A 23,334-nucleotide genomic window follows, 5' to 3' on the forward strand; every position below is an offset into this window, starting at 1 on the left:
TAACACTTCTGGACTGCGGTGTTACATAAATCGCGGACATAAAAAAACCGGCCTCGCAGCCGGTTTTTTGTTTCTACGGTTTAGAACGCAGCGTCCTTCTAACCGGAAAGCGCTGTTGGCCTTTGGCGAGCATTACCGTTCGGTACTGGCCACGCCTGAGGGCAGTGACCACGGCAATATTCGTGCGCTGATCGAGCATGGGTTGGCGGGTGTGAAGTTCGCAGCGCAGCCACTGACCCGCCGCTGATTCAATTGGATAACCCGGTTTAATGTGGGAGCTGGCTTGCCTGCGATAGCGGTGTGTCAGCCAACGCCGCTATCGCAGGCAAGCCAGCTCCCACAGTGATTGGGTTAACACTTCTGGACTGCGGTGCGACATAAATCGCGCGCATAAAAAAACCGGCCTCGCAGCCGGTTTTTTTGTTTCTACGGTTTAGAACGCAGCGTCCTTCAAACCGTCGAGGTAACGCTCGGCATCCAGTGCCGCCATGCAGCCAGCGCCGGCAGAAGTGATCGCCTGGCGGTAGACGTGGTCGGCCACGTCACCGGCCGCGAAGATGCCTTCGATGTTGGTGGCCGTCGCATTGCCTTCACGGCCGCCCTGCACGATCAGGTAGCCGTCTTTGGCATCCAGCACGCCTTCGAACAACGAGGTGTTCGGGGTGTGGCCGATGGCGATGAACACGCCATCTACGGTCAGCTCGTCGAAGCTGCCATCGTTGTTTTTCAGGCGAGCACCGGTCACGCCCATGTTGTCGCCCAGGACTTCATCCAGGGTGGCGTTGAGCTTGAGGATGATCTTGCCTTCGGCCACGCGGGCATGCAACTTGTCGATCAGGATCTTCTCGGCGCGGAAGGTCTCGCGGCGGTGAACCAGGGTCACGGTGCTGGCGATGTTGGCCAGGTACAGCGCCTCTTCCACCGCGGTATTGCCGCCACCGACCACCGCCACTGGCTTGTTGCGGTAGAAGAAACCGTCGCAGGTTGCGCAGGCCGAAACGCCCTTGCCCATGAACGCTTCTTCCGACGGCAGGCCCAGGTAACGGGCGCTGGCGCCGGTGGCGATGATCAGCGCGTCACAGGTGTACACGCCGCTGTCGCCGGTCAGGCTGTAAGGCTTTTTCGAGAAGTCGACCGCGTTGATGTGATCAAACACGATTTCGGTTTCGAAACGCTCGGCGTGTTCTTTCATGCGTTCCATCAGCACCGGGCCGGTCAGGCCGTGGACGTCGCCCGGCCAGTTGTCGACTTCGGTGGTGGTGGTCAACTGACCGCCCGCTTGCATGCCGGTGATCAGCAGCGGCTTGAGGTTGGCCCGGGCAGCGTAGACGGCAGCGCTGTAACCGGCAGGGCCGGAACCGAGAATAATCACTCGCGAATGACGGGTATCAGACATGACTCACTCCTATCGACCGCCCGGACTACAGAACGGCTGGAATAAAAAAGGACCGCGAAGCACTTGGGGAAGGCTTGAACTCGCAGATCCTGAAAATAATGGGTGCAGCGTATAGAGGGAGGCAAGATTAAGGAAATACGGAATAACAATCCAGCTCATAGGTGGTCTCTATCCCGTGCCCTCTATTAATCGACACCTTTGTTACCGTTAATGTCGTGATGCGGGCCGTGCTTTCCCGGTACCCCCAAAGCCGGTAAGGTCGGCGCGTTCGCCCCCATTGCCCGGAGTTATCCATGCCCGCCCCCGTTCTTTCAGGCCCACAATACCTGCGCGAAGGCCTCAAACTGGTGCTCAGCCCCGGCTTGCGCCTGTTTGTGCTGCTGCCGCTGGCAATCAACCTGATCCTGTTCGTCGGGTTGATCTACTTTGCCGGCCATCAGTTCAGCCTGTGGGTCGACACCCTGATGCCGACCTTGCCGAGCTGGCTGAGCTTCCTCAATTACCTGTTGTGGCCTTTATTCGTGGTGCTGGTGGTGCTGATGGTGTTTTTCACCTTCACCATGCTCGCCAACATCATCGCCGCGCCGTTCAACGGCTTTCTGTCGGAAAAGGTCGAAGTGGTGGTACGCGGCACCGATGATTTCCCGGCGTTCAGCTGGGGCGAACTGGCAGCCATGGTCCCGCGCACCCTGGCCCGGGAAATGCGCAAACTGGGCTACTTCCTGCCCAGGGCCATCGGCCTGTTTATCCTGTCGTTCATTCCGGTGGTCAACCTGGTGGCCGCACCGCTGTGGCTGCTGTTTGGGGTGTGGATGATGGCGATCCAGTACATCGACTACCCGGCCGACAACCACAAGCTGGGCTGGAACGAAATGCTCGCCTGGCTGCGCAAGAAGCGCTGGCAGAGCATGAGTTTTGGCGGCATCGTTTACCTGGTGTTGCTGATCCCGGTGGTCAACCTGCTGATGATGCCGGCGGCGGTGGCGGCGGCGACGTTGTTCTGGGTGCGTGAACAAGGCGCCGAGGCAATGGCGGTGAAGAAAGCCTGAGTACCCGCGTCTCAGGCCGAAAACCGATGGCGGTCAGCTGCAATGCATATATCCCGACAGCGAATCCTGCCAACCTTTGTCAGGGTCAAAGCCGCGAACAAGACCGCCATTCGACCCGCCGAGAAAAGTCCCCATTCCGTGCTGGATCATGTAGCTCGGGACATAGTCGGGAGGCCCTGCCCGATCGACAGCAGCACAGAGCGAGGCAAGGCTGCTTGAGCCTATTTCCAGCCTTGGCCGCAGGAAGCTCATGAAGAAACTCTCTCGCTGCTCTTGCGTCAAATCAGCAAAATTATTCCTCTGCAAGACGGTGACTGCCTGATGGGCACTTCTGTCCGAAACACGAAGCTGGTCGAAACGGCCGAACGTCCCGGCCACAACATACAGCTGGGCCGCTTTTTCATAATCCCCCGCCTGGATGCAAGCTGCCACGCCGGGGTAGATATCGGCAGGCGTGTGCTTGTTGGTCACAGAAGCAATCGGCACGCAACCCAGCGTGTCATTTGACTGCAGGTTTCCCACACTTTCGTAATTCGTAATTTTCCCGTCACTGCTCGTTTGTAGGGTGTATTGGGGTAATCCCGTGTTGTGAGTGGTCGTTGGCGGGGTGGCGCAACCTGCCAAGGCGGCAGCGACTATCCAGACAAAACGCTTCATCATGATCCCTTTGGTAAACGTTCAATGTAAGAGGTCGCCACAGCGATTCCAGTACCTGGGGCCAACTCCCGAAAAAGAATAGTGCACAATTGCCATCATGCATTTCGTATTTTCCCGAGACGTCACAAATCCATCATCCGAAAGACACAATGACGACATGGCCCGCGCCGACACTGTGGGTCATGACGACAGCTTCGCTCCACATCACCCTGATCACCGAAACCTTCCCGCCAGAGATCAACGGGGTGGCCAATACCCTTGGCCGCCTGTGTGACGGTTTGCGCGCGCGCGGGCATCAAGTCGAACTGGTTCGCCCGCGCCAGGGCAGCGACCAGAGCCGGCCCAGCGACGACGGCCTGATGCTGTGCCGCGGCTGGCCATTGCCGGGTTATCCGGGGCTGCAATGGGGCCAGTCGTCGATGCACAAGCTGTTGCGGCGCTGGACCCGCCAGCGTCCGGATGTGCTGTATATCGCCACGGAAGGGCCGCTGGGTCTGTCGGCGTTGCGGGCGGCGCGGCGCCTGGGGATCAGCGTGGTGAGTGGCTTTCATACCAACTTTCAGCAGTATTCCAACCAGTACGGCCTGGGCATGCTGAGCCGGGTGCTGACCCACTATCTGCGCTGGTTCCATAACCGTTCGACCTTGACCCTGGTGCCCAGCGCCAGCCAGCGCATGGAGCTGGAACGCCGCCATTTCGAGCGCCTGGGCATGCTCGCCCGGGGCGTCGACAGCCAGTTGTTTCACCCGGCCAGGCGCGACAACGGGTTGCGTGAAAGCTGGGCATTGAACAGTGAGCAAATCGCGGTGCTGCACGTAGGACGCCTCGCCCAGGAGAAAAACCTCGGGCTGCTCAAACGTTGCTTCGAAACACTGCAGGACACCTATCCACTGCGCCAGATGAAACTGATCATCGTCGGCGATGGCCCACAACGGGCGATGCTGGAAAAGGAACTGCCGGAGGCGATTTTCTGCGGCACCCTGCGGGGTGAAGAACTGGCCAGGCATTACGCGTCCGGGGATGTATTCCTGTTCCCCAGCCTCACTGAAACCTTCGGCAACGTGGTGCTGGAAGCCATGGCGTCCGGATTGGGGGTGGTGGCGTACGACCAGGCGGCTGCCACGCAGCACATTCGCCATGGCTACAGCGGCGTGCTGGCAATGCCGGGGGATGAAGAAGCGTTTTGCGATGCAGCCAAGTGGCTGCTGGAAGAACCCGAAAGTTTAAGGCGGGTGCGACTCAATGCCCGACAACACGCCAGCCGTCAGGGTTGGCCGGCGATTATCGAGCAGTTTGAGCGGCAGTTGCGTGGGGTGTGTGGCGAGCAGCCGGTGATTGCAGCGCAATCACGTTTGATCTGACACCGGTGTTGGCTGTCAGATCGCTATCGCGGCAAGCCCTGCTCCCACAGGAAAATGCATTCCAATGGGGGAGCGGGCTGGCCAGCGATGGCGTCAGACCAGGCGCCGCTTACACCAACGTCGTCAACGCCTCACGACTGAACGGCAGGATGTCGCCTTCACGCCCTTCACGAACCTTCAGCGCCCAATCCGGATCCACCAGCAGCGCACGGCCTACGGCGACCAGATCAAACTCGTCGTTGTTCAGGCGCTCCAGCAGGTTTTCCAGGCTGGCCGGCTGCGCGACCTTGTCGGTGTTGACCATAAACTGCAGGAACTCGCCATCCAGGCCGACACTGCCCACGGTGATGGTCGGCTTGCCGGTGAGCTTGCGGGTCCAGCCGGCCAGGTTCAGCTCGGAGCCTTCGAACTCCGGCTCCCAGAAACGGCGCGTGGAACAGTGGAAAATATCCACGCCGGCGTCAGACAAAGGCTTGAGGAATTCACCCAACGCCTCCGGGGTTTGTACCAGGCGTGCGGTGTAGTCCTGCTGCTTCCACTGGGAGAAACGCAGGATGATCGGGAAGTCCGGGCCCACGGCGGCGCGGGTGGCCTGGATCAATTCGATGGCGAAGCGGGAACGGTTGGCCAGGCTGCCGCCGTATTCGTCGGTGCGCGGGTTGGTGCCTTCCCAGAAGAACTGGTCCACCAGGTAGCCGTGGGCGCCGTGGATTTCCACGCCGTCCATGCCGATGCTCTGGGCATCCTTGGCGGCTTGGGCGAACGCGGCGATGACATCCTGGATGTCTTGTACGGTCATGCCGTGGACGACAACGTTACCGTCCTTGAGCTTTTCGGTGGGGCCATAGGCGGGCACGCTGGCATCCGGCTCGGTGCCGATGCGCCGAACGCTGCCCACATGCCACAGTTGCGGGACGATCTTGCCGCCTTCGGCGTGTACCGCGTCGACCACTTTCTTCCAGCCGGCCAGGGCCGCTTCACCGTAGAAATGCGGGACGTTCGGGTAGCCATTGGACGCCGGGTGTCCGACCACGGTGCCTTCGGTGATGATCAGGCCTACACCGGCGGCGGCGCGGCGGCGGTAGTACTCGATCACTTTGGAATTCGGCACGCCGCCCGGGGAGAACGACCGGGTCATCGGCGCCATGACCACGCGGGTCGGCAGGTGCAGTGCGCCGAGCTGGAACGGTTTGAACAAGGCTTGGACAGGCATGGGAGCACTCCATCAGAACAGGAATTTATGATGTGGATAATATGGAGAGCGCAGCGTGCTGGATAGCACTATTGATTGGGGTGATTAAGGGGTAAAAGCGGGAAGACTTTGGTGGCTGGCTTTTGTGGCGAGGGGGCTTGCCCCCCGTTGGGCTGCGTAGCGGCCCCAGCAATACCAAGAGGATAGCCAGATAGAGATCAGTGTCAGGTTTCAGGGCTGCTGCGCAGCCCAACGGGGGACAAGCCCCCTCGCCACAACAAGCTCTATCACAACAAGAGAGCGTGTATCAGCTCAATGCTTTTTCGATCGCCTGCACGATGGCAGGGTCATCCGGCGGTGTACGCGGCGAGAAACGCGCCAGGACACGGCCGTCTTTACCCAGCAGGAATTTTTCAAAGTTCCAGGTGATGTCCCCGGGAAACTCGGCGCCCTCACCCGCCAGCAAGCGATACAGCTGGTGGCGATCGTGGCCATTCACCTCAAGCTTGCTGCCCAGGGGAAAGGTCACGCCGTAGTTGAGGCTGCAGAATTCCTGGATTTCTTCTTCGGTGCCCGGTTCCTGCCCAGCAAATTGATTGCACGGCAGGCCGAGTACGGTGAAACCCTGGCCTTTGTATTGCTGATAGAGGTTTTCCAGCGCAGCGTACTGTGGTGTCAAACCACATTTGGAGGCGACGTTGACCACCAGCACGACGTGCCCCTTGAAGGGCGCCAGAGGCAGCTCCTGACCATCCAGGGCTTTGAGTTTAAGGTCGTGGAAAGCACTCATGACGAACTCCAGATATCCCATGTTCTTCGTAACGGCCATTCGAGATTACAGCCGCCAAGTCGGCAAGAATAGCCGCCAAATGAAAAAGGCGCCCGAAGGCGCCTTTTTCCAACTGACAGAGCGTCGCTCAGTCAATTAATGGTGGTGACCACCTTCGCCGTGCACGTGGCCGTGGGCCACTTCTTCCTGGGAAGCGTCACGGATAGCGACGATCTTCACCTGGAAGTTCAGGCGCTGGCCAGCCAGCGGGTGGTTGCCGTCGACGGTCACGTCGTCGCCGTCCAGGTCACGGATGGTGACGATTTGCATCTGGCCGTCCGGAGCGGAAGCGTGGAACTGCATGCCCACTTCCAGCTCGTCGACGCCTTCGAACATGCTGCGGCTCAGGGTGCTGACCAGTTCGGCAGCGTATTCGCCGTAGGCATCTTCAGGTTCTACGGCAACGGTCAGTTCATCACCGACCTCTTTGCCTTCCAGGGCCTTTTCCAGGCCCGGGATGATGTTACCTGCACCTTGCAGGTAGACCAGCGGCGCGCCGCCGGCAGAACTGTCGATGACCTCACCAGCGTCGTTGGTCAGGGTATAGTCAATGGAGACAGCCTTATTGGCGGCGATCGGCATGGGGCGAGACCTTTTGCAGAAGAATGAAGAACGGACAAGTCTAAACAAGGATTTGCCCGAAAGCGAACACAACCCGGACGGACGGGGTCGAACAACTGACCCGACGGTCGTCGGATTTCACCAGGACGAAGACCTGCACTGGGTCGTCGAGCTTTCCTGCGGCCACACCCAGCACCTGCGCCACCAGCCGCCGTGGCAATCCCGGGCCTGGGTCACGGACCCGGCGCAACGCCTTGAAAAAATAGACAAGCCCTTTACGTGCGGCTGGTGTGCGCAAGGCTCAGATAAAGATAACCTTGGCACCTGATTCCCGGTAGGCCGCCAGCCATAGGCCGCCACCGAAGCCATGCACCTCCAGAGAATTCGCATGCAGACTTTTTTTATCGCGCCCACCGATTTTGGTGTGGGTCTGACCTCCATCAGCCTTGGGCTGGTGCGTACCCTTGAACGGGCCGGGCTGAAAGTCGGCTTCTTCAAACCGATTGCCCAGCCGCACCCCGGCGACACCGGCCCCGAGCGCTCCACCGAACTGGTGGCCCGCACCCACGGCCTGAAACCGCCCCAACCCCTGGGCCTGGCCCATGTAGAGCGGATGCTCGGCGACGGCCAGCTGGATGAGCTGCTGGAAGAAATCATCACCCTTTACCAGCAAGCCGCCGTGGGCAAGGACGTGTTGATCGTCGAAGGCATGGTGCCGACCCGCAGCGCCAGCTATGCGGCCCGGGTCAACCTGCACCTGGCCAAGAGCCTGGACGCCGAAGTGATCCTGGTCTCGGCCCCGGAAAACGAAGTGCTCACCGAACTCTCCGGCCGCGTGGAACTGCAGGCCCAGCTGTTCGGCGGCCCGAAAGATCCAAAAGTGTTGGGGGTGATCCTCAACAAGGTACGCACCGACGAAAGCATGGAAGTCTTCTCGGCGCGGCTCAAAGAGCATTCGCCGTTGCTGCGCAGCGGGGATTTCCGCCTGTTGGGCTGCATCCCGTACCAACCGGAACTCAACGCCCCGCGCACCCGCGACGTGGCCGACCTGATGGGCGCCCAGATCCTCAACGCCGGCGATTATGAAACCCGGCGCATGACCAAAATCATCATCTGCGCCCGCACCATGCGCAACACCGTGGAGCTGCTCAAGCCCGGCGTATTGGTCGTGACGCCCGGCGACCGCGACGACATCATCCTCGCCGTCAGCCTGGCCGCCATCAACGGCGTGCCGCTGGCCGGTTTGCTGCTGACCAGCGACACCCTGCCCGACCCACGGATCATGGACCTGTGCCGGGGCGCCTTCCAGGCCGGGCTGCCGGTGTTGTCGGTGAGCACCGGCTCCTACGACACCGCCAACCAGCTCAACAGCCTGAACAAGGAAATCCCGATTGATGACCGCGAACGTGCGGAGATCATCACCGATTTCGTCGCCAGCCACCTCGACGCCCGCTGGCTGCACCAACGCTGCGGCACGCCGCGGGAAATGCGCCTGTCGCCGGCGGTGTTCCGTTATCAACTGATCCAGCGCGCCCAGGCTGCCAACAAGCGCATCGTGCTGCCCGAAGGCAGCGAGCCGCTGACCGTGCAGGCCGCGGCCATCTGCCAGGCACGCGGGATTGCCCGTTGCGTGCTGCTGGCCAAGCCGGCCGACGTGGAAGCCGTGGCCCGCGCCCATGGCATCGAGCTGCCCGAAGGCCTGGAGATTCTCGACCCCGACCTGATTCGCCAGCGTTATGTGGAACCGATGGTAGCGCTGCGCAAAACCAAAAGCCTCAACGCGCCGATGGCCGAGCAGCAACTGGAAGACACCGTGGTGATCGCCACCATGATGCTCGCCCTGGATGAAGTCGACGGCCTGGTCTCCGGCGTCATCCACTCCACCGCCAACACCATTCGCCCGGCCCTCCAGTTGATCAAGACCGCGCCGGGCTGCACCCTGGTTTCGTCGGTGTTCTTCATGCTGTTCCCGGAGCAAGTGCTGGTGTACGGCGACTGCGTGATGAACCCGCACCCCAGCGCGGCAGAGCTGGCGGAAATCGCCCTGCAAAGCGCCGACTCGGCCGCCGCATTCGGTATCACGCCGCGAGTGGCGATGATCAGTTATTCCAGTGGTGACTCCGCCACGGGCGAAGAAGTCGAGAAGGTCCGCGAAGCCACGCTGCTCGCCCACGAGGCCCAAAGCTCGCTGCTGATCGACGGCCCGTTGCAATACGACGCCGCCGCCAACGAAACCGTGGCCCGGCAACTGGCGCCCAACAGCCTGGTGGCGGGCAAGGCCACGGTGTTCGTGTTCCCCGACCTGAACACCGGCAACACCACCCACAAGGCGGTGCAGCGCAGCGCCGATTGCGTGAGCCTCGGGCCGATGCTGCAAGGCCTGCGCAAACCGGTCAACGACCTGCCCCGAGGGGCGCAGGTGGACGACATCGTGTACACGATCGCATTGACCGCGATTCAAGCCGCCAACCGACCTATGGATGTCTAAATGCTGGATTTTCTACCTGCCGCCGTGCGCGGGGTGATCGCCTCGCTGTTGCTGGCGCTGAACACGATCCTGTTGTGCTCGTTCCTGTTTATCGTGGCGCTGTTCAAGGCGTTGCCGTTTGCCAAGCGTTTCAGCGAATGGCTGATGAACCAGACCCACGAGGCCTGGATCAGCAACAACAAGGCCTGGATGAACCTGGTGCGCCGCACCCGCTGGCACATTAAGGGCCTTGAAGGCCTGGACTATGAACATTCGTACCTGGTGACCAGTAACCATCAAAGCTGGGTCGATATCATGGTGCTGCAATACGTGCTCAACCGGCGTATTCGCCCGCTGAAGTTCTTCCTCAAGCAAGCGCTGATCTGGGTGCCGGTGATCGGCCTGGCGTGGTGGACCCTGGGCTTCCCGTTCATGAAGCGCTACACCAAGGCCTACCTGGAAAAGCACCCGGAGAAGAAAGGCAAAGACCTGGAAACCACCCGCAAGACTTGCGCGAAGTTTCGCCACAACCCGGTGGGCATCTTCAACTTTGCCGAAGGCACACGGTTTACCCCCGGCAAGCATGCCCAGCAGAAGTCACCGTTTCGCTACCTGCTCAAGCCCAAGGCGGGCGGTATTGCGTTTGTGCTGGATGCCATGGGTGAACAGCTCAAATCGCTGGTGAACGTGACCATTCACTACCCTGCCGGGCGCCCGGGCTATTGGGATTTGCTCTGCGGGAATGTGAAGGACGTGGTGGTGCAGTTTGAGGAAGTGCAGATTCCAGCCGGGTTTATCGGCAAGAATTATGAGCAGGATGGGGAATATCGGTTGGCGTTCCAGGGCTGGATCAACCGGTTGTGGGAAGAGAAGGATGTGCTTCTCGAACAGCTTCACACAGATTTCCCAGAACGCCGCTGATCAACCTGTAGATACAATCCAATGTGGGAGCTGGCTTGCCTGCGATAGCGGTGGATCAGCCAAGAAGAAATAAACTGACGGTCCGCCATCGCAGGCAAGCCAGCTCCCACATTGACCGAGTTCACACTTGAAGATATGTAAAAAGCCCGCCACCGAGTCATCGGTGGCGGGCTTTTTTGTGCGCGTGACGCTTAGATCGCGCCGCGCTGACGCAGCAGCTCCAGCACTTGCTTGACGCTGTCTTCCAGCGACAGTGCCTGGGTGTCGATCACCAGATCGGCATTCAACGGCACGTCATACGGGAAGGATTCGCCCGGGATGTTATCCCCGCCCGCCGCGTACAAACCTTGCGGGTCACGCTCGGCGCACACCAGCGGCGAAGCCTGCACGTACACGGTCAGCAGACGATCACCGCCGATCAGCGCCTTGGCCTGTTCACGCCCTTCAGCATCCGGGGCAACGAACGCCGCCAGGGTCAGCAAGCCCGCTTCGTTGAACTGACGCGCCACGTGAGCGGCACGACGCCAGTTCTCGGTGCGCCCGGCACGGTCCTGGGGCAAGCCCTTGTTCAGGTCATGGCGCAGGTTCTGGCCATCCAGCACAAACACCGCACGGCCCATGTCGAACAACTTGCGCTCAACCGCGTAGGCCAGGGTGCTTTTGCCCGCGCCCGACAAACCGCTGAACAACACAGTTGCCGGTTGCTGGCCGAAGCGCTGGGCCCGTTCTTCGGTGGCCACGTGAGCCAACTTGCCATGCTGCGCCGCACTGCCGTGAGTCACCGGCGGCGCGATGATCATGCCGGCGGCCACGGTGCCGTTGGTCAACCGGTCGATGACGATGAACGAACCGGTGGTGCGGTTGCTCTCGTAACCGTCCAGGGCGATGACCGCGTCGAGGCTGACCTTGACCCGGCCGATCTCGTTCAGTTGTAAAGCGCTTGCCGGGCCTTCGGCCAGGGTGTTCACGTCCACGCGATGCACGATGCTGGTGATGGAACCCGGCACGTAGCTGGTGGCGCGCTTGATGTCGTACTTCTTGCCCGGCAGCATCGGTTCTTCAGCCATCCACACCAGCATGGCGTCGAAGGCATCGGTCACTTGCGGCACGTTGTCGGCGTGCACCAACAGGTCGCCACGGGAGATGTCGATCTCGTCTTCCATGGTCAGGGTCACGGCCTGGCCTGGGCCTGCGTGTTCCAGTTCACCTTCAAAGGTGACGATGGATTTGACCCGGCTGCTCTTGCCCGACGGCAACACCACAACCTCGTCGCCCTTGTGCACGATGCCGCTGGCCAGGGTGCCGGCGAAACCACGGAAGTTCAGGTTCGGACGGTTGACGTACTGCACCGGGAAACGCAGGTCGGTGTAGTTGCGGTCGTTGGCGATCTCGACGGTCTCGAGGATTTCCATCAGCGACTGGCCGGTGTACCAGGGCGAACGCTCGCTCTTGTTCACCACGTTGTCGCCCTTGAGGGCCGACATCGGCACAAACGCCATGGTGCTCGGCTTGAAGGCGATGCCATCGGCAAACTTCAGGTAATCGGCCTTGATCGACTCGAACACGCTTTGGTCAAAGCCGTTGATGTCCATCTTGTTGACGGCCACCACAATGTGTTTGATGCCCAGCAACGAGGCGATAAAGCTGTGGCGACGGGTCTGGGTCTGCACGCCGTAGCGGGCGTCGATCAGGATAATCGCCAGGTCACAGGTGGACGCACCGGTGGCCATGTTGCGGGTGTACTGCTCATGGCCGGGGGTGTCGGCGATGATGAATTTGCGCTTGGCGGTGGAGAAATAGCGGTAGGCCACATCGATGGTGATGCCCTGCTCACGCTCGGCCTGCAGGCCGTCGACCAGCAAGGCCAGGTCGATGTCGTCGCCGGTGGTGCCGGACTTTTTCGAGTCACGGGTGATGGCTTCCAGATGGTCTTCGTAGATCATCTTGGAGTCGTGCAGCAGGCGCCCGATCAGGGTGCTCTTGCCGTCGTCGACGTTGCCACAGGTCAGGAAGCGCAACATTTCCTTGCGCTCGTGCTGGCCCAGGTAGGCGAGGATGTCCTCGCTGATCAAATCAGATACGTGCGACATGACAGCCCCTTAGAAATAGCCTTGACGTTTTTTATCTTCCATCGAGCCTGCGCCATCGTGGTCGATGACCCGGCCCTGGCGCTCGGAAGTTCGCGTCAGGAGCATTTCCTGAATGATGTCCGTCAGCGTCTCGGCTTCGGACTCCACCGCGCCCGTCAACGGGTAGCAGCCAAGGGTACGGAAACGTACTTTCTTTTTGACGATTCGGGCTTTGTCTTCGTCAGACAGGTGCTCGAGTATGCGGTCGTCGTCGATCATGATCAACGTGCCATTCTTCTCGATCACGTCACGTTCGGCGGCGAAGTACAGCGGAACGATCGGAATGCCTTCCAGGTAGATGTACTGCCAGATGTCCAGCTCGGTCCAGTTGGACAGCGGGAACACGCGGATCGACTCGCCCTTGTTGACGTTGCCGTTGTAGACGTTCCACAGCTCGGGACGCTGGTTTTTCGGGTCCCAGCGGTGCTTGCTGTCGCGGAACGAGTACACGCGCTCTTTGGCGCGGGATTTCTCTTCATCACGACGGGCACCGCCGAACGCGGCGTCGAAACCATGCTTGTCCAGGGCCTGCTTGAGGCCCTCGGTCTTCATGATGTCGGTGTGCTTGGCGCTGCCGTGGGTGAACGGGTTGATATTTTGCGCCACACCATCCGGGTTGATATGGGTGATCAGGTCCAGGCCCAGCTCTTCGACCATTTTGTCGCGGAACTTGTACATCTCCTGGAATTTCCAGCGGGTGTCGACGTGCATCACCGGAAACGGCAGCTTGCCCGGGAAAAATGCCTTGCGTGCCAGGTGCAGCATCACGGCGGAGTCTTTACCGATCGAGTAGAGCATCACCGGGTTATCGAACTCGGCGGCGACCTCGCGGATGATGTGGATGCTTTCCGCCTCCAGCTGTTTCAGATGCGTCAGTTTGTCGACCATGGTTACTCACGGAAAAACGATCTTATGGACGGCCAGCGGGCCGTGTTCGAGCGGGGCATGCTAGCACAGCGCCTGATTCTATTGAGGGAGCCAGCTAGATCGAAACGGTATATCAATATACCGCCGGGTTTGGCCGGGCCAGGCGGATGAATGAGGGTTACCCAGGCAAAACACGGTCAAATGTGGGAGCGGGCTTGCTCGCGAATGCGGTGTGTCAGTCAATGCCTGTGGCGACTGATGCACCGCATTCGCGAGCAAGCCCGCTCCCACAGGTGGATTGCGCGTTTTCAGGTACACCAGGGTGTCTGCATCGCAGGCAAGCCACACACATTTGTCCGGCGGTGTTTTTCAGATCGGGTTCGGGCAATCGATGAACAGGTGTTCGAGGGCGAAACGTCGCGCCAGGTAGTCGCCCAACGCTTGCACACCATACCGCTCGGTGGCGTGATGCCCCGCCGCGATAAAGCTGATGTCGTTTTCCCGGGCACTGTGGAAGGTCTGCTCTGACGCTTCGCCGCTCAGGTACAGGTCCACCCCGGCCAGTACCGCCTGGTCGATGTAACCCTGGCCACCGCCGGTGCACCAGCCGACGCGGCGGATCATTTCGCTGCCTTCGATCAGCAACGGCTCGCGGCCCATGGCTTCCTGCACGCGGCGGGCAAAGTCGCGGGGCGACACCGGTTCGGCCAGGGAACCCACCAGGCCGACGACCTTGAGGTTGTCCGGGTCCAGCGGGCCTTCGACGGTGATGTCCAGTTGCCGGGCCAGTTGCACGTTGTTGCCGACTTCCGGGTGCAGGTCCAGGGGCAGGTGGTAGGCCAGCAGGCTGATGTCGTGCTTGAGCAGGGTTTTCAGGCGGCGCTGCTTCATGCCGGTGATACAGGGGCTTTCGCCTTTCCAGAAATAACCGTGGTGCACCAGCACCAGGTCAGCCTGGGCTTCGACCGCCGCGTCCAGCAATGCCTGGCTGGCGGTCACGCCGCTGACGATGCGCAGCACTTGCGGACGGCCCTCGACCTGCAGGCCGTTGGGGCAGTAATCGGCGATTTTTGCACTATTAAGGTAGCGGTCCGCTTCCTCGACTAAGGTGCTCAGGGCAACGGCCATAAAAGACTCCTAAATATCCCGTTCAGAGGCGCTCACGGCCTCGTATAATGCGCGACATTATGGGCGCTCTCCCGCCCCCTGCAACCCGTCAGGACTTTTCTTAATGCTCAAGGCACTGCGTTTTTTTGGATGGCCATTGTTGGCTGGCGTGCTGATCGCGATGCTGATTATTCAGCGTTATCCACAACTGGTCGGCCTGCCGACCCTTGATGTCAACCTGCAACAGGCGCCGCAAACCAGCGCGGTGGTACAAGGCCCGGTGACTTATGCCGATGCGGTGGTGATCGCCGCCCCCGCCGTGGTGAACCTGTACACCACCAAAGTCATCAACAAACCGGCGCATCCGCTGTTTGAAGACCCACAATTTCGCCGCTATTTCGGCGACAACTCGCCCAAGCAGCGGCGCATGGAGTCCAGCCTCGGCTCCGGCGTGATCATGAGCCCGGAAGGCTACATCCTCACCAACAACCACGTGACCTCAGGCGCCGACCAGATTGTGGTGGCCCTGCGTGATGGCCGGGAAACCCTGGCCCGTGTGGTCGGCAGCGACCCGGAAACCGACCTCGCAGTCCTGAAAATCGATTTGAAAGGCCTGCCTTCGATCACCATCGGCCGCTCCGAAGGGCTGCGGGTAGGTGATGTGGCGCTGGCCATCGGCAACCCGTTCGGGGTCGGCCAGACGGTGACCATGGGCATCATCAGCGCCACCGGGCGTAACCAGTTGGGCCTTAACAGCTACGAAGACTTTATCCAGACCGACGCCGCGATCAACCCCGGCAACTCCGGCGGTGCGCTGGTGGATGCCAACGGCAACCTGACCGGTATCAACACCGCGATCTTCTCCAAGTCCGGCGGCTCCCAGGGCATTGGTTTCGCGATCCCGGTGAAACTGGCCACTGAAGTGATGAAGTCGATCATCGAGCATGGCCAGGTGATTCGTGGCTGGCTGGGCATTGAAGTACAACCGCTGACCAAGGAACTGGCCGAGTCGTTTGGCCTGACCGGGCGCCCGGGTATCGTGGTGGCGGGGATCTTCCGCGACGGCCCGGCGCAGAAAGCCGGCCTGCAACTGGGTGACGTGATCCTCAGCATCGACGGCGAACCCGCCGGCGACGGGCGCAAGTCGATGAACCAGGTGGCGCGGATCAAGCCGACCGACAAGGTGGCGATCCAGGTGATGCGCAATGGCAAAGAGATCAAGCTGCAGGCCGAAGTGGGCCTGCGTCCGCCGCCTGCGCCGGTGAAGGAAGAGGAATAACCTTGGAAGGAGCCCGTTCGCGGGCTCCTGTTACCTAATATTTCAGCGGGAAATTATTCTCATTAGAGATGTTATATTGTTTCAATATCGCTATTGGAACGCTCTATCATGCCGTCTCGAAGATTTGCCCCGCTGGCCGGAATCGCCTTGGGTTTACTGGTGGACCCGGCCTACGCCGAAGACACCGCTCCCCTTGAGCTGGAAGCCACCCGCATCACCAGCGAGGCGTACGAATCGGCCACCGGCCCGGTCAAGGGCTACCGCGCCACCCGCTCCGCCAGCGCCACCAAAACCGACACGGCCCTGCAGGACATCCCACAATCCATCAGTGTGATTCCCGCCTCGGTGCTCAACGACCTGGGCAGCACCCACGTCGAGCGTGCCCTGGAATTCGCCGGCGGCGTGTCCAAACAGAACAACTTCGGCGGCCTGACGCTCTACGAATACAGTGTTCGCGGCTTCACCACATCAGAGTTTTACGTGGACGGTTTCAGCGCCAACCGCGGTTACCCGAGCACACCGGACGCGGCCAATATCGAACGCATCGAAGTGCTCAAGGGCCCCGCCGCCAGCCTGTACGGCCGTGGCGATCCGGGCGGCACCGTGAATATCGTCACCAAGAAGCCTCAGCCCGAGGCCTTCACCACCCTACAGACCAGCGCCGGCAGTTGGGACCGCTACCGCACCGCGCTGGACGTGAACACGCCGCAGGATAGCGAGGGCAACGTCTTATCGCGGGTCAACCTGACGGTGGAAGACAACCACAGCTTCCGCGACCACGTGGACGCCAAGCGGGTCTTCGTCGCGCCCTCCATCAGTTGGCAACTGGACCCGGACACCCGCCTGTTGGTGGAAAGCGAATTCGTGCGCCACCGCTCCACCTTCGACCGTGGCATCGTCGCGCCGAATAACCATTGGAGCGGCGTCTCCCGCTCGACCTTCCTCGGCGAGCCCAACGACGGCGATATCCGCAACCACAACAACCGCCTGCAAGCCACCCTCGAACAACACCTCAACGATGCCTGGCAACTGCGCCTGGCCAGCCATTACAAACAAGGCAGCCTGTGGGGCGACGCGTCGGAAAACCGCGCGCTGGATGCCGATGGCCACACCCTCAGCCGCCGCTACCGGGAACGCTCCACCGGTTGGCACGACAGCATCACCCAACTCGAACTGCGCGGGCGGTTCGACATCGGCCGTTGGCAGCATGAGTTGCTGATCGGCACCGAGTACGAGGACTACCGCAAGAAAGAACGGGTGACCACCATCGCCGGCGGTCCCTATGCCGTAGACCTCTATAACCCGGTCTACGGCCAGCCAAAACCCAACGACGCCCGCTCCGGCACCGACTTTTTCGAACAGGTGAAAAGCCAGGCCCTGAACCTGCAAGACCAGATCATCTTCACCGACCGTCTGCGCGGGGTGATCGGCGCACGCTTCGAACACGTCGAGCAGCGCACCGATGACTTCGCCCGCAACCACGCCAAAAGCCGGCAAAACCACGACGCCCTGACCCAACGCGCCGGCCTGCTCTACCAACTGACGCCGCAAGTGGGCCTGTTCGCCAATGCCTCCACCTCGTTCAAACCCAACAACGGCCTGGACGCCGGTGGCAAATCCTTCAAGCCGGAAGAAGGCGTGGGCTATGAAATCGGCATCAAGAGCGAGCTGTTGGACGACCGCCTGAGCACCACCCTCGCCGCCTTCCATATCGAAAAGGAAAATGTCCTGGCCCTGGACCCGGCCACCGACACCCAGCGCGCCATGGGCAAGGCGCGCAGCCAGGGTTTTGATCTGCAACTGACCGGGCAAGTGACCGACGCCGTACGGGTGATCGGCGCCTTAGCCTACATCGACGCCGAAGTGACCAAAGGCGACAACGTTGTCCCAACGGGCAGCCGGATTCTCGGCGTGGCCAAACGCAGCGGCAGCGTGCTGGGGGTGTATGAATTCCAGGATGGCCTGCTGCGCGGTTCCGACCTTGGCGCGGCCTTTACCTACGTGGGCGATCGCTCGGGTGAAGCCGGGGGCCGCTTCGAATTGCCGGCCTACCACACCGTCGACCTGCTGGCGCACTACAAGGCCAGTGACACCGTCACCGTGGGCCTGAACCTCAACAACCTGTTCGATGAAAAGTACTACGAGCGCTCCTACAGCAATTACTGGGTCAACCCCGGCGAGCCGCGCAATTTCACCGTCAGCCTGACCCTCACCCTGTAAAAGGACGTCACCATGCAAGCCTTAAAATCCCTGGCCGTGCTCGGCCTGCTGTTTGCCACCCAGGTCTCGGCCCACGGCCTGTGGACCGAAGAACGGCGCGGCAATATCGAAGTGATCTACGGCCACGGCGCCGAAGACAATGCGTTCAAGGCGCAGAAAATCAGCGGTGCCTGGGCCTATGACGCGGCCGGCAAAATGATCCCGGTGACCGTGGAACGCCTGCCCGACCATGCGCGCCTGAAGCCGCTCAAGTCGCCCGCCGTCTTGGCCGTGGCGCTGGATAACGGGATGTGGTCGCAGACGGCTGACAAGAAGTGGGTCAACCAGGGCCGCAGTAAAGTGCCGGGGGCGATCGAGTCGACCCAGACCTTCAAGTACAGCCTGGCGATTGACCAGCCGGGGGCGACGTTGCCGAAGCTGGATCAGATCAAGCTGCTGATCTTGCCGGAGGTTGATCCGCTGACGGTAGGACCGGGGAAATTGTTGCCGGTGCGGGTGCTGCTGGATGGCAAGCCGGCGGCGGGCATCAAGCTGATTGGGGATTATCGCAATGCACCGGGCACGCTGAGTACCGAGACCGATAAAGACGGCCGCGCCCAGGTGCTGGTGAGGAATGAAGGGCTGAATGTGATTGCGGCGCAGGTGGAGATCCCGCTGAAGGATAATGCCGATGTGGCGACTCGCGGACTGTTCAGCTCACTGACCTTCCTCGGCGAGCCGCATCACGAGTAACCCCGCAAAGCAATGTAGGAGCCGGGCTTGCCCGCGATGGCGATTTTTCAGTCGAGGCATCTGGTGACTGATCCACCGCTATCGCGGGCAAGCCCGGCTCCCACATTTGATCTCTATCGTTTCGACAATCGGATCACAGTGCAACCGGCGCTCTTTCACACAAGGTATTGAGCGCCACCGCCCACTGTGGGTCGTCATTCAAGCAAGGCACCAACACCAGTTCCTCGCCCCCCGCTGCACGGAATTGCTCCAGCCCGCGATCACCAATCTCTTCCAGGGTCTCGATGCAGTCCGCGACAAACGCCGGGCACATCACCAGCAGCTTCTTCACGCCTTGTTGAGCCAACGCTTCAAGGCGCGCCTCGGTGTAGGGTTCGATCCACTTGGCCCGGCCCAACCGCGACTGGAACGCCACCGACCACTTGCCCTCGGGCAAGCCCATGCGTTCGGCGAAGTCCCGCGCAACGCTGAAGCATTGGGCGCGGTAGCAGGTGGCAAGCACCTCGGGAGAGGCGTTCTGGCAGCAGTCAGCATCCTTGAAACAATGTTGCCCGGTAGGGTCGAGCTTGTTCAGGTGACGCTCGGGCAAGCCATGGAAGCTCAGCAGCAGGTGATCGAAATCCTGTTCCACATAGGCCCTGGCACTGTTGACCAAGGCATCGAGGTATTCCGGCTGGTCATAGAACGGCTGCAAGATCGCAAACGTGATCGCCAGCTTCTTGTCACGCACCACGCGCCGGGCTTCCTCGATGACCGTGGTCACGGTGCTGTCGGCAAACTGCGGGTACAGCGGCGCCAGGGTAACGTTCTTGATGCCCTGGCCGGCCAGCCGCACCAGCACCGTTTCAATCGACGGTTCGCCATAACGCATCGCCAGTTCCACCGGGCCCTGGGTCCATTGCGAAGTCATTTGTTGTTGCAAGCGACGGCTGAGGACTACCAGCGGCGAGCCTTCGTCCCACCAGATCGAAGCATAGGCGTGGGCCGATTGCTCGGGGCGCTTGATCAGGATCAGCGACACCAGCAAACGCCGCACCGGCCACGGCAGGTCGATGACGTAAGGGTCCATCAGGAACTGATTCAGGTAGCTGCGCACATCCGCCACCGACGTGGACGCCGGCGAACCCAGGTTGACCAGTAACAACGCGTGATCCGTCATGCAACATCCTATCTCTAGAGGCGGCTGGACAAGTCGTCCAGGGCCGCGTGCAACTCAGTGAACTGAAAAGTGAAACCGGCCGCCAACAGCCGCTGTGGCAACGCCCGCTGGCCACCCAGCAACAAGCCCGACAACTCCCCCAGGCCAATGCGCAAGGCAAACGCCGGCATGGGCATGAACGCCGGGCGGTGCAGCACCTTGCCCAGGGTCTTGGCGAACTCGAGGTTACGTACCGGGTGTGGCGCGCAGGCATTATAAGGACCGCTGGCGCTTTCCTTGTGCAGAAGAAAATCAATCAGGGCGATTTGATCCTTTATATGCACCCACGGCATCCACTGCCGACCATTGCCGATAGGCCCGCCCAGCGCCAGTTTGAACGGCAGCAACAGCCGCGACAAAAAGCCGCCCTCGGCTGCCAGCACCAACCCGGTTCGCACCAGTACCACGCGGATCCCCAATGCTTCGGCGCGCTGGGCCGTTTCCTCCCAGGCGATCGATAACTGGCTGCCAAAGTCGTCCTGCACCGGGCCACTGTCTTCGGTCAGCTCACGCTCGCCGCCGTCGCCGTACCAACCCACCGCAGAGCCGGAGATCAACACCGCCGGTTTTTGCTCAAGGCCCTCAAGCCACGCCAGCAAGGTTTCGGTGAGACCGATACGGCTGCTCCACAGCAGCGCCTTGCGTTTATGGGTCCAGGGGCGATCGGCAATCGGCGCGCCGGCCAGGTTGACCACTGCGTCTACCGGCTCGTTTACGTCTTGCAGGTGGGCAATGCCGTGCACCTGGGCGCCGCACAATTTAGCCACTTGTTCGGGATGGCGGCTCCAGACCGTGAGGCGATGGCCCTGGGCAAGCCAGTGTTGGCAGAGTTGACGGCCGATCAAACCCGTACCGCCGGTCAGCAAAATGTGCATGAGTTGTTCCTCGTGTAACGTTCGCCGACCACCGTTAGTCTATTTTATAGACAGGGATGTTTTAATCGGGCGCAACGCTGGTTAAACCTTCAGGTTTAACCATAGGTCACGCCAAACGATCAGGTACGCCAAAACTTATACCAAAAAACAATATTGTACAGCTATTGGTGTCGGCGTAGTCTGTACCCAACGGTAAAACGAGGCCTCCCATGACTGTTCCCATCGCGATCATCGGCACCGGCATCGCCGGTCTCTCCGCCGCCCGAGCGTTAAAAGACGCGGGGCACGTTGTACAACTCTTCGATAAAAGCCGCGGCAGTGGCGGTCGCATGTCCAGCAAGCGCAGTGATGCGGGGGCGCTGGACATGGGCGCACAGTACTTCACCGCCCGTGACCGGCGCTTCGTCAACGAGGTGCAACGCTGGCAGGCCAATGGTTGCGCCGAGCAATGGAAGCCCCAGCTGTACAACTTCAAGTCCGGGCAACTCACGCCCTCCCCCGATGAACAGATCCGCTGGGTCGGCACGCCGCGCATGAGTGCGATAACCCGCGCCCTGCTCGACGACTTGCCGGTGCAGTTCGGTTGCCGCATCACCGAAGTGTTCCAGGGCAAACAGCACTGGAACCTGCTGGATGCCGACGGCGAAAGCCATGGCCCGTTCAGCCACGTGATCATTGCCACGCCGGCCCCCCAAGCCACTGCGTTGCTGGCCGCCGCGCCCAAGCTGGCGAGTGCCGCCGCCGGGGTAAAAATGGACCCGACCTGGGCCATCGCCCTGGCCTTCGACAAGCCTTTGGACACGCCCATGGAAGGCTGTTTCGTGCAGGACAGCCCGCTGGACTGGCTGGCCCGCAACCGCAGCAAACCGGGGCGCGACACCACCCTCGACACCTGGGTACTGCACGCCACCAGCGCCTGGAGCAAGCAACACCTGGACCTGTCCAAGGAAGCGGTGATCGAACACCTGCACGGTGCCTTCGCCGAACTGCTGCACAGCGCCATGCCGGCGCCGTCCTTCACCCTCGCCCACCGCTGGCTGTATGCACGGCCGTCCACCAGCCATGAATTTGGCGTGCTGGCCGACGCCGACCTGGGCTTGTACGTGTGCGGTGACTGGTGCCTGTCGGGCCGTGTGGAAGGGGCCTGGCTCAGCGGCCAGGAGGCAGCGCGGCGGTTGATCGAGCACCTGCAATGAACCGCATCAATCCCGCCAAATTGCTGCTGTCGAAGTGGACAGCGGCCCGCCCGCAGCACAAGGAAAAACATTTCCTGGTCACTAAATTGCTGCGGGACGACGAAGGCGATGTGCAGGAGATCGAGCTGGAAGCCGTGATGAGCCATCGCGTGCAGCGCCTGGCCTGGCAAACCCTGCAAAACGCCGAAGACTGGAAAATCGGCTGGAAATAGCCGCCCGGCAAATACCTGTACAAATTATTTGACTTGTACAGCTTCAAACCTATGATGAAATTAAGTTGTACAGAAATTTAACTCTGTACAGGAATTTCACAGAGGTTTGGCCATGCCCAGCACCCCGTCCGCCAGCGGCAAACCGAAAATCGCCATCAGCGCCTGCCTGCTGGGGGAGAACGTGCGCTTCAACGGCGGCCATAAACAATCCCAACTGTGCAGCCAGACCCTCGCGGATTATTTCGACTTTGTGCCGCTGTGCCCTGAAGTCGCCATCGGCCTGGGCATTCCCCGTGAACCCATCCGCCTGGTGGGCGACCCGCTCAACCCCCAGGCCGTCGGCACCGTGCACCGCGAACTCAACGTGACCCGGCCGCTGGACGAATACGGCCAGCAAATGGCCGCTGAACACACTGACCTCTGCGGCTACATCTTCATGCAGAAATCCCCGTCCTGTGGCCTGGAGCGGGTCAAGGTCTATCAAGACAACGGCATGCCCATCGACGGCGGTGGGCGCGGCATCTATGCCCAGGCGTTTTGCGCGCGCCACCCTAACCTGCCGGTGGAAGAAGACGGTCGGCTGAACGACCCGGTGCTGCGGGAAAACTTCCTGACCCGGGTGTTTGTCTACGCCACCTGGCAGCAACTGCTCGCCGAAGGCCTGACCCGCCACCGCCTGCTGGAATTTCACTCGCGCTACAAATACCTGCTGATGGCCCACAGCCCGGTGCATTACAAAAGCCTGGGCAACCTGCTGGGCAGCATGCCCAGGGGTGTCGACCTCGACGCCTTGGCCGCCGGCTATTTCAGCGAGCTGATGAGCGCCCTGACCCAGTGCGCCACCCGTGGCACCCACACCAACGTGCTGCAACACATCAGCGGCTACCTCAAGCAAGCCATCAGCGCCGAAGACAAGCAGGAAGTGCAGACCCTCATTGGCCAATACCGCCAGGGCATCGTGCCGCTGGTGGTGCCGCTGACCCTGCTCAAGCACCACTTTCGCCAGCATCCGGACCGCTACATCGCGCAGCAGGCTTACCTGCAACCGCACCCGGAAAACCTCAGCCTGCGTAATGCGATTTAACC

Annotated in this window: 22 protein-coding genes; 12 read left to right on the plus strand and 10 right to left on the minus strand. The window is 61.1% G+C overall.

Annotated features, from left to right (window positions below; translation table 11 throughout):
- The coding region (locus HX855_RS04840) for a HopJ type III effector protein (RefSeq protein WP_178947994.1) at window positions 1-247 on the plus strand (247 nt) is incomplete at its 5' end.
- A gap of 186 nt (window positions 248-433) precedes the next feature.
- Here the strand turns inward: HX855_RS04840 and trxB are convergent.
- On the minus strand, window positions 434-1,396 hold the full coding sequence (trxB, locus tag HX855_RS04845; protein ID WP_177087474.1) for a thioredoxin-disulfide reductase: 963 nt from the start codon (window positions 1,394-1,396) through the stop codon (window positions 434-436).
- A gap of 293 nt (window positions 1,397-1,689) precedes the next feature.
- Between trxB and cysZ the strand changes: the two genes are divergently transcribed.
- Window positions 1,690-2,445, plus strand: a complete 756-nt coding sequence (cysZ, locus tag HX855_RS04850; protein ID WP_177087472.1) for a sulfate transporter CysZ — start codon at window positions 1,690-1,692, stop codon at window positions 2,443-2,445.
- 33 nt (window positions 2,446-2,478) lie between these two features.
- Here the strand turns inward: cysZ and HX855_RS04855 are convergent, their stop codons facing one another.
- A complete protein-coding gene (locus HX855_RS04855) occupies window positions 2,479-3,102 on the minus strand; it encodes a hypothetical protein (protein WP_177087470.1) in 624 nt (207 codons plus the stop codon).
- Between the two features lie 182 nt (window positions 3,103-3,284).
- Here HX855_RS04855 and HX855_RS04860 point away from each other — a divergent pair, with 182 nt between their 5' ends.
- The gene (locus tag HX855_RS04860) at window positions 3,285-4,463 is read left to right on the plus strand and encodes a glycosyltransferase family 1 protein (protein WP_177087468.1); all 1,179 of its coding nucleotides are present in this window, start codon (window positions 3,285-3,287) and stop codon (window positions 4,461-4,463) included.
- A gap of 109 nt (window positions 4,464-4,572) precedes the next feature.
- Here HX855_RS04860 and HX855_RS04865 read toward each other — a convergent pair whose 3' ends face one another.
- From HX855_RS04865 to HX855_RS04875, 3 genes are all read right to left on the minus strand, one after another.
- A complete protein-coding gene (locus HX855_RS04865) occupies window positions 4,573-5,676 on the minus strand; it encodes an NADH:flavin oxidoreductase (protein ID WP_177087466.1) in 1,104 nt (367 codons plus the stop codon).
- Window positions 5,677-5,962: 286 nt separating this feature from the next.
- On the minus strand, window positions 5,963-6,445 hold the full coding sequence (locus HX855_RS04870; RefSeq protein WP_177087464.1) for a glutathione peroxidase: 483 nt from the start codon (window positions 6,443-6,445) through the stop codon (window positions 5,963-5,965).
- 135 nt (window positions 6,446-6,580) lie between these two features.
- Complete coding sequence (locus tag HX855_RS04875; protein WP_003208457.1) at window positions 6,581-7,066, minus strand: peptidylprolyl isomerase; 486 nt, start codon at window positions 7,064-7,066, stop codon at window positions 6,581-6,583.
- On the opposite strand from HX855_RS04875, the gene HX855_RS04880 reads away from it, so the two are divergent.
- From HX855_RS04880 to HX855_RS04890, 3 genes are read left to right on the plus strand one after another with little or no spacing between them, the layout of a single operon-like run.
- The gene (locus HX855_RS04880) at window positions 7,035-7,373 is read left to right on the plus strand and encodes a DUF3565 domain-containing protein (RefSeq protein WP_177087462.1); all 339 of its coding nucleotides are present in this window, start codon (window positions 7,035-7,037) and stop codon (window positions 7,371-7,373) included. The genes HX855_RS04875 and HX855_RS04880 overlap by 32 nt on opposite strands.
- A gap of 60 nt (window positions 7,374-7,433) precedes the next feature.
- Window positions 7,434-9,533: a phosphate acetyltransferase gene (gene pta, locus HX855_RS04885; RefSeq protein WP_177087460.1), complete on the plus strand. Its 2,100-nt coding sequence runs from the start codon at window positions 7,434-7,436 to the stop codon at window positions 9,531-9,533.
- Window positions 9,534-10,433, plus strand: coding sequence for an acyltransferase (locus HX855_RS04890; protein WP_177087458.1), 900 nt, complete (start codon window positions 9,534-9,536; stop codon window positions 10,431-10,433).
- A gap of 191 nt (window positions 10,434-10,624) precedes the next feature.
- Here the strand turns inward: HX855_RS04890 and cysN are convergent, their stop codons facing one another.
- From cysN to HX855_RS04905, 3 genes are all read right to left on the minus strand, one after another.
- Window positions 10,625-12,523: a sulfate adenylyltransferase subunit CysN gene (cysN, locus tag HX855_RS04895; protein ID WP_177087456.1), complete on the minus strand. Its 1,899-nt coding sequence runs from the start codon at window positions 12,521-12,523 to the stop codon at window positions 10,625-10,627.
- A 9-nt stretch (window positions 12,524-12,532) separates the two neighbouring features.
- Entirely contained in the window at window positions 12,533-13,450 is a 918-nt protein-coding gene (cysD, locus tag HX855_RS04900) for a sulfate adenylyltransferase subunit CysD (protein ID WP_003171640.1), read from the minus strand.
- 348 nt (window positions 13,451-13,798) lie between these two features.
- Window positions 13,799-14,557 (minus strand): Nif3-like dinuclear metal center hexameric protein, encoded by a 759-nt coding sequence (locus tag HX855_RS04905; RefSeq protein ID WP_010177002.1) that lies wholly within the window; start codon window positions 14,555-14,557, stop codon window positions 13,799-13,801.
- Between the two features lie 103 nt (window positions 14,558-14,660).
- Between HX855_RS04905 and algW the strand changes: the two genes are divergently transcribed.
- The 3 genes from algW to HX855_RS04920 all read left to right on the plus strand — a co-directional run bounded on the left by algW (window position 14,661) and on the right by HX855_RS04920 (window position 18,767).
- Window positions 14,661-15,815, plus strand: coding sequence for a Do family serine endopeptidase AlgW (algW, locus tag HX855_RS04910; RefSeq protein WP_177087454.1), 1,155 nt, complete (start codon window positions 14,661-14,663; stop codon window positions 15,813-15,815).
- Between the two features lie 108 nt (window positions 15,816-15,923).
- Window positions 15,924-18,035 (plus strand): TonB-dependent siderophore receptor, encoded by a 2,112-nt coding sequence (locus HX855_RS04915; protein ID WP_177087452.1) that lies wholly within the window; start codon window positions 15,924-15,926, stop codon window positions 18,033-18,035.
- A 12-nt stretch (window positions 18,036-18,047) separates the two neighbouring features.
- Window positions 18,048-18,767 (plus strand): DUF4198 domain-containing protein, encoded by a 720-nt coding sequence (locus HX855_RS04920; RefSeq protein WP_177087450.1) that lies wholly within the window; start codon window positions 18,048-18,050, stop codon window positions 18,765-18,767.
- 133 nt (window positions 18,768-18,900) lie between these two features.
- Here the strand turns inward: HX855_RS04920 and hemH are convergent, their stop codons facing one another.
- Together hemH and HX855_RS04930 are read right to left on the minus strand one after the other, a co-directional pair.
- Window positions 18,901-19,926 carry a ferrochelatase gene (gene hemH / locus HX855_RS04925; protein ID WP_177087448.1) on the minus strand — a complete coding sequence of 342 codons (1,026 nt, stop codon included), beginning with the start codon at window positions 19,924-19,926 and terminating at the stop codon, window positions 18,901-18,903.
- A 14-nt stretch (window positions 19,927-19,940) separates the two neighbouring features.
- Window positions 19,941-20,840, minus strand: coding sequence for a TIGR01777 family oxidoreductase (locus tag HX855_RS04930; protein WP_177087446.1), 900 nt, complete (start codon window positions 20,838-20,840; stop codon window positions 19,941-19,943).
- 209 nt (window positions 20,841-21,049) lie between these two features.
- Between HX855_RS04930 and HX855_RS04935 the strand changes: the two genes are divergently transcribed.
- From HX855_RS04935 to HX855_RS04945, 3 genes are all read left to right on the plus strand, one after another.
- Complete coding sequence (locus HX855_RS04935) at window positions 21,050-22,036, plus strand: NAD(P)/FAD-dependent oxidoreductase (RefSeq protein ID WP_177087444.1); 987 nt, start codon at window positions 21,050-21,052, stop codon at window positions 22,034-22,036.
- Window positions 22,033-22,248, plus strand: coding sequence for a TIGR02450 family Trp-rich protein (locus HX855_RS04940; protein WP_003208432.1), 216 nt, complete (start codon window positions 22,033-22,035; stop codon window positions 22,246-22,248). The genes HX855_RS04935 and HX855_RS04940 overlap by 4 nt, the downstream gene beginning before the upstream one ends.
- 112 nt (window positions 22,249-22,360) lie before the next feature.
- Window positions 22,361-23,332, plus strand: a complete 972-nt coding sequence (locus HX855_RS04945) for a DUF523 and DUF1722 domain-containing protein (RefSeq protein WP_177087442.1) — start codon at window positions 22,361-22,363, stop codon at window positions 23,330-23,332.
- Window positions 23,333-23,334 lie beyond the last annotated feature (2 nt).

This window comes from Pseudomonas sp. IPO3778 (assembly GCF_013386825.1).
Taxonomy (GTDB): Bacteria; Pseudomonadota; Gammaproteobacteria; order Pseudomonadales; family Pseudomonadaceae; genus Aquipseudomonas.